General features: G+C 40.5%; 6 protein-coding genes and 1 pseudogene. 6 read left to right on the forward strand and 1 reads right to left on the reverse strand.

Translation table 11 applies throughout. The features are described 5' to 3' along the window. The 3 genes and pseudogenes from Q0F90_RS06365 to yfbR form a co-directional block, all read left to right on the forward strand. Positions 1 to 180: pseudogene (locus Q0F90_RS06365) on the forward strand (mechanosensitive ion channel family protein); the annotation flags it as partial. A gap of 26 nt (positions 181 to 206) precedes the next feature. Then, positions 207 to 1064: a D-alanyl-D-alanine carboxypeptidase family protein gene (locus Q0F90_RS06370; protein ID WP_296004233.1), complete on the forward strand. Its 858-nt coding sequence runs from the start codon at positions 207 to 209 to the stop codon at positions 1062 to 1064. Positions 1065 to 1077: 13 nt separating this feature from the next. Then, positions 1078 to 1668, forward strand: coding sequence for a 5'-deoxynucleotidase (gene yfbR / locus Q0F90_RS06375; RefSeq protein ID WP_296004234.1), 591 nt, complete (start codon positions 1078 to 1080; stop codon positions 1666 to 1668). 258 nt (positions 1669 to 1926) lie between these two features. Here the strand turns inward: yfbR and Q0F90_RS06380 are convergent, their stop codons facing one another. Next, positions 1927 to 2811, reverse strand: coding sequence for an epoxyqueuosine reductase (locus tag Q0F90_RS06380; RefSeq protein WP_296004235.1), 885 nt, complete (start codon positions 2809 to 2811; stop codon positions 1927 to 1929). Between the two features lie 165 nt (positions 2812 to 2976). Between Q0F90_RS06380 and Q0F90_RS06385 the strand changes: the two genes are divergently transcribed. The 3 genes from Q0F90_RS06385 to Q0F90_RS06395 form a co-directional block, all read left to right on the forward strand. Beyond that, positions 2977 to 3702 carry an FAD binding domain-containing protein gene (locus Q0F90_RS06385; RefSeq protein ID WP_296004236.1) on the forward strand — a complete coding sequence of 242 codons (726 nt, stop codon included), beginning with the start codon at positions 2977 to 2979 and terminating at the stop codon, positions 3700 to 3702. A 56-nt stretch (positions 3703 to 3758) separates the two neighbouring features. Beyond that, positions 3759 to 4211, forward strand: coding sequence for a (2Fe-2S)-binding protein (locus Q0F90_RS06390; RefSeq protein ID WP_296004237.1), 453 nt, complete (start codon positions 3759 to 3761; stop codon positions 4209 to 4211). Next, on the forward strand, positions 4211 to 6236 hold a 2026-nt coding region (locus Q0F90_RS06395; protein WP_296004238.1), incomplete at its 3' end, for a xanthine dehydrogenase family protein molybdopterin-binding subunit. The genes Q0F90_RS06390 and Q0F90_RS06395, both read left to right, overlap by 1 nt.

A 6236-nucleotide genomic window follows, 5' to 3' on the forward strand; every position in this document is an offset into this window, starting at 1 on the left:
GTACAATACGGCATTATGTCCGATGTAAAAGATGCATTTGATAAATATGGTATCGACATTCCATACCCTCAACGCGTTGTATACATTCAAAATGTAGATAACTCTACAGGTGAAATTAAAGGTACTAAGAAGAAAGCGACTGGTACAAATGTTGCCATAGAAGATACTCCAGAAAGTTAAAATTTGAAAGGTGAAAAGAGGCATAGATGACATTTTTAACAACAAATATGTATAGAGCTTGTCAATACATTATATTGGCAATAGTTTTTTTGGGTATTATATTAGTAGGCTCTAATGTAGCGAAAGCTGCGTACATTGCGCCGCCATCTACGGTTGGTGAGGCCGTAGTCCTCATCGATGCAGATACAAAGGAAATTTTATTTGCTAAAAATCCAGATAAGTGGATGCATCCTGCAAGTACTACTAAAATGGTTACCTTGTTAACGGCACTAGAGCTTAAAGGTACTCAACTTGATGAATTAGCTACTATTAGTAGTTATGCAACGAGCATGGAAGAATCTAATCTCGGTGTTCGCGTAGGGGATCAAATTACATTGGAAGCTGTTATCGAAGGTATGATGGTTGCCAGTGGCAATGATGCGGCCGTTGTAGTAGCAGAAAATGTAAGTGGTTCTGTAGAAAAATTTGGTAAGGATATGACTCGCATTGCGGCTAAAGCAGGGGCAAAGAATAGTGTGTTCTTGAATCCCCATGGTTTAACACAAATGGGGCATCACTCTACGGCACGTGACTTGGCGATGATTGCTGCGTACGGTATGAAATATCAAATGTTCCGCGATAAGGTTGCCAATGATTACTATAAGGTGCCATATCAAAATCGTGCGCCAGTAACCATTCGTACAACTAATCACTTCATTCGTAACAAATATCCTGGTGCCAATGGTTTGAAAACAGGCTTTACGAATGCGGCAGGGGAATGCTTGATTGCATCTGCTACGCGTAATGGTCATACTATGATTGTTGTTATGCTTAACGATGATAACCGTTGGGAAGAAGCCGTACAATTTCTTGATTATGGTTTTAAACTTCGCGGTGTAATTTAGTTCAGAGGGATATATGAGTTCATTTTTTGCATTTTTAAAACGCATGCGCTTTATCAACCGATGGAGCCTTATGCGCAATACAGAAACAGAAAATATTCAAGAGCATAGCTTGGAAGTAGCTATGGTTGCTCATAACTTAGCAGCTTTAAAAAATGAATACTTCGGTGGTACTGTAGACATTAACAAGGTGGCAGTCATCGCCATGTATCATGAGGTGAGCGAAATCTTTACAGGCGATATGCCGACGCCTATTAAGTATTTTGATCCAAAATTGCGTGAGCTTTATGGTGAGGTTGAATCACTAGCTCAAGAGAAAATGTTGTCTACCTTACCGGAACGACTACAATCTATTTATAAACCTATCATTGTAGATGCTGAAGAAAGTGAAGAATGGCCTATCGTAAAGGCCGCAGATACAATCTCAGCGTATATGAAATGTGTGAACGAACTCAAGGCAGGAAATGATGAGTTTAAAGAAGCACATGACTCCATCTTAGCTAAACTAAAAGCACTCAATATGCCCGAAGTAGATATGTTCCTCGAAACCTATATGCCAGCCCTTGGCAAGAGTTTAGATGAACTAAATTACTACGAAATCAAATAATGAATAACAAGAGACGCCCAGAGGTCGTCTCTATTTATTCTGCAAAATATTCACTTGTGGAGCATTCGTAGTGCTTATTTACCGTAAAAACGAAAAATAGCCATAACATCTTAGTAGACGTCACAGCCATTTTACATCTCAAATAAAGTTTTCGAGATGAGCTGGACGTTCCTACGCATCTAGCTATCTCTGTTATTTATTATAAGTTTTTGCTAAACAGATGTCAAAGTCTGTAGAGGTATAATGAAGTATAACAAATTATAATGTCTCTTTATCTTCAATAATTTCCTGATTCCTTATTAATATTTTCTTCCCTCGCCACGAGAAGGCACGATGTCCATATTTTGCTTTGAATTCTTTGTTCGTCAGTGAATCTAATTCATCTATATCAATGTACGGTTCTACTGATTGGAATTCAGGAATTGGGGTTGTAGGAATATCTTTGTTGTGCGGGCATACCTCTTGGCATACATCACAGCCAAATACTAGGGGAGTCTTAGCGATGATGGCTTCTTCTTCGACTGTTAGCTCTCCTTTTTTCTGAGTTAAGTAGCTTTTACAGGTGTCATATTTAAATTCGTCATGACCTAAGCATTGACCTAAACAGGCAGTGATACAGCGATTACATCCCATGCAGGATTGAGTTAGTGGAGTATTAGGTTCAAGTTCTAAGGTTGTTAAAACTGTGCCAATAACGACATAGGAACCCCATTTAGGGCTGATGAAGCAATTATTTTTGCCGTAAAACCCTAGACCTGCTAAGTAAGCCATGTAACGATCGGCTAAAGGCGAGGTGTCACAGTGAATGGAAAACTGTGCCTCTGTATTCATTATTTGTAATTTTTCAATAAGCTTTTCTAAATATTCATTGATGACTAAATGATAATCTGTGGCCCATGTATAGCGGGATAAATTGGAATGCCCTTTGTGCTCCACATGGTAAGGAAATAGGCAAACAATCGCACTTTTAGGTGTAAATAGGGTTGTCCCTAATAGCCTTTCCTCGACATCGGCAGCCGTAAAGGGACATGGATTGCTTTCGTATAAAATAGATTTTGCATTCTCAGGTAGTGGCCAAGATGCAACGCCGAACTCATAAATATTCAGTTCTTTGCAAATTTCTTGTAAATTTATATATTTCATCGTAGATTTCATAGCGAATTATTGGTACAATAAAAGTATAAGAAACGTGAGGCATTCTATAGATTCTGATGAATTCCTTCCAGGTTTGTAGTTTGATGATATCTGTATTTTTATGGTTATCATCTAAGTTCTTTTAGTATTAGTATACCATTGAGAGGACAGATTATGTTAGCATTTATGAAAGTATTACAACCGAAGACGGTGGAAGAGGCTTACGAACTAGCTACAAAAAACAAAACTGCCCCAATGCTAGCTGGCGGCTGTTGGTTGCGTTTAGGTCGACGCACATGGCCATCAGTGATCGATATGGCAAGTCTTGATTTGCGTTATGTTCGTGAAGAGGAGAACGAATTTGTCATTGGCGCTATGGCGACACAAGGCGATGTGGAACGCTTTGAGCCATTACAACAATTCTGCGGTGGTGCCGTAGTTAAAGGTGTTAAAGAAATTCTTGGCGTTCAATTCCGTAATACAGCTACCATGGGCGGCTCTGTAGCTAGTAAATTCGGCTTCTCCGATATCATTCCTGCATTGTTGGCAGTGCATGCAGACATCGTTACCTTTAAAGGTGGACGAATGTCTATGCAAGACTATATGAACTATAAAGAACGTGATATCCTCATGGAAATTCGCATCCCTAAAGTAGAGGTACCTGTAGCTGTCGAAGCTCTTCGTATCTCTCGTGGCGACTTCCCAATGTTGACCGGTGCTCTTCGCCATGATGAAAAAGGCGTTGAATTGTATATCGGTACAAGACCTGGCGTACCTCAATTAGCAGCTAAAGCAAGTGCTTTGCTTTCAGAAAAAGGATTGGCTGCAGCAAAAGAAGCCGGTCAATTAGCATCTGAAGAATTAGTTTACCAATCTAATTCTCATGCGTCTAAAGAATAACGTATGGAAATGGTAAAAGCAATGGTTCAACGCTTGGCTAAGGAGGTGGCACAATAATGGAATTAGTACTTAATATTAATAATAAAAATGTAACTGTTAATGTGCCAACGGATGAAATGTTGTTGGATACATTGCGTAATCTTGGTTATTACAGTGTACGTTGTGGCTGTGACACAACAAACTGTGGTCTTTGTACTGTGTGGGTAGATGACGAAATTATCCTGTCTTGTGCATACCCTACATTCCGTGCACCAGGTCATAAGATTACTACATTAGAAGGCTTAGAAGAAGAAGCAGAATTATTAGCGGATTGCATCGCTAGCGAAGGTGGGGACCAATGTGGTTTTTGTACCACTGGTATGATGATGAGCGCTATCAATTTGAAACGCAAAAATCCAAAGGCTAGTGATGATGAAATCCGCGAGTACCTCATCGGTAACTTGTGCCGTTGTACTGGCTATGAATCACAACTTCGAGGGGTTCGTAAATTCTTAGAAGGAGGCCTATAATGATGAATAAGCACATTGGTAAAGCTTATGACAAAGTTGACTATAAAGGTATTTTGACGGGTAAACCGTCTTATACTGGTGATTTTGTTCCAAAAGATGCGCTTGTTATTAAGGTACTTCGTAGCCCTCATGCACAGGCACGCATTAAATCTATTGATACATCTAAAGCTAAATTGATTCCAGGTGTTGAAGCAATCTTCACACATGAAGATGTACCTAATACTCGCTTCACGTTGGCTGGTCAAACATATCCAGAGCCATCTGCCTATGATGCTCTCATCTTGGATCCTGTAGTTCGTTATGTAGGCGATGAAGTGGCTCTTGTTGTTGCAAAAGATGAAGCTACAGCACTTAAAGCGATGCCTCTCATCAAGGTTGAATACGAAGTGCAAAAACCTGTACTCGATATGCATACGGCTATCGACCATGAAACTGTAGTTCACCCTGAAGATGATATTCACAATAATATCCCTGTAGGTCAAGATTATAAACGCAATATTTGTGTATCTTATCATAAACGAGTTGGCGATCTTGAAGCTGAACTTGCAAAATGTGATTATGTAGTAGAAGGTACTTACTTTGACCAAGCGACACGCCAAACAGCGATGGAACCGTTCCAAAGCTTTGGTTATATAGATGCATTAGGTCGTGTAGTTATTGTATCCTCTACGCAAATCGTATTCCATGTTCGCCGTCACATTGCACGCGCCCTTGGCATTCCTGCTACTAAAGTTCGCGTGTTGAAACCTCGTATCGGTGGTGGCTTCGGTTCTAAACAAACGGCTTGTACAGAAATTATGACAGCCTTCGTAGCATGGACTTTGAAGAAACCTTGTTACCTCTTATACGATCGCACAGAATCACAAACTTGCTCCACTACACGTCATGCTCGTGAATGGAAAATCCGCGTAGGTGCTACAAAAGATGGTATTATCAAGGTAATTGATATGGATTCCATTACTGATGCAGGTGCACATGCAACTCACTGTTTCACTACAACTACAGCTGGTGAGCATAAGTCCATTCCTTTATACAATAAAGCGACAGCGATTCACTATGGTACGGAAGGCGTTTACATGAACCATACTCCAGGCGGTGCATTCCGTGGTTATGGTGCTACCGAAGCGTTGTGGCCTTTAGAGTGTGCGGTTAATAACTTGGCAGACAAAATGGGCGTAGACCCTGCTGAATTGCGTCAACAGAACTTGATTGCTCAAGGTGAACAAAGCTTGGTATACGCTCCAGATGAATATCTTGATTCTGGTCTTTTCCAAGACACAGTAAATCGTGTAAAAGAAATGGCTCGTTGGGATGAACGTCCTCATTCTTGGGATATCGATGAACGATATCGTGGTGGCCTCGGTATGGCATTGGCATTGCAAGGCTCTGGTGTTGCTAATATTGACGTAGCATCCGTAGAAATTCGCCTCGGTGATGATGGTAACTACACATTGTACACTGGCTCTTCCGATATGGGCATGGGTTCGAACACTGTATTGACTCAAATGGCTTGTGAAGTAATCGGTTGTCCTATAGAATACATGACTGTTGTCGAATCCGATACAGACATCGTACCATTTGATCCAGGCTCTTATGCATCTAGTACAACATACGTAACTGGTACGGCTGCTAAGATGGCTGCTGAAGAATTACGTACTAAAATTATTGCCAAATTTGCAGAATTCTTTGAAACTGATGTAGAAAATGTGGAATTTGACGGTGTTGTAGCGACAACAAAAGATGGTTCCAAAACTATGGATATCCATCAATTAGCTCCGAAACTATTAGTGGGCGTTAAGGCGGAACAATTGTCTGGCTTTGCTACATGGGGCAGTCATACATCTCCACCTCCATTCATGGCATCTATTGCAGAGGTAAAAGTAGATAAACAAACTGGTAAGGTTATTCCTCTTCATTTCTATTCTTGCATCGATTGCGGTACTGTTATCAACCCTAAATTGGCTCGCGTTCAAGTTGAAGGTGGCGTGGTACAAGCTATCGGTATGGCACTATATGAAGATGTAC

The sequence above is a fragment of the uncultured Veillonella sp. genome, from assembly GCF_934190855.1.
Lineage (GTDB): Bacteria > Bacillota > Negativicutes > Veillonellales > Veillonellaceae > Veillonella.

Excerpts from the sequence above, each read along its gene's own strand:
- Q0F90_RS06385 (WP_296004236.1), top strand. The coding sequence starts at position 2,977 with ATGTTAGCATTTATGAAAGTATTACAACCGAAGACGGTGGAAGAGGCT.
- Q0F90_RS06370 (WP_296004233.1), top strand. The coding sequence starts at position 207 with ATGACATTTTTAACAACAAATATGTATAGAGCTTGTCAATACATTATA.
- yfbR (WP_296004234.1), top strand. The coding sequence starts at position 1,078 with ATGAGTTCATTTTTTGCATTTTTAAAACGCATGCGCTTTATCAACCGA.
- Q0F90_RS06380 (WP_296004235.1), bottom strand. The coding sequence starts at position 2,811 with ATGAAATATATAAATTTACAAGAAATTTGCAAAGAACTGAATATTTAT.
- Q0F90_RS06390 (WP_296004237.1), top strand. The coding sequence starts at position 3,759 with ATGGAATTAGTACTTAATATTAATAATAAAAATGTAACTGTTAATGTG.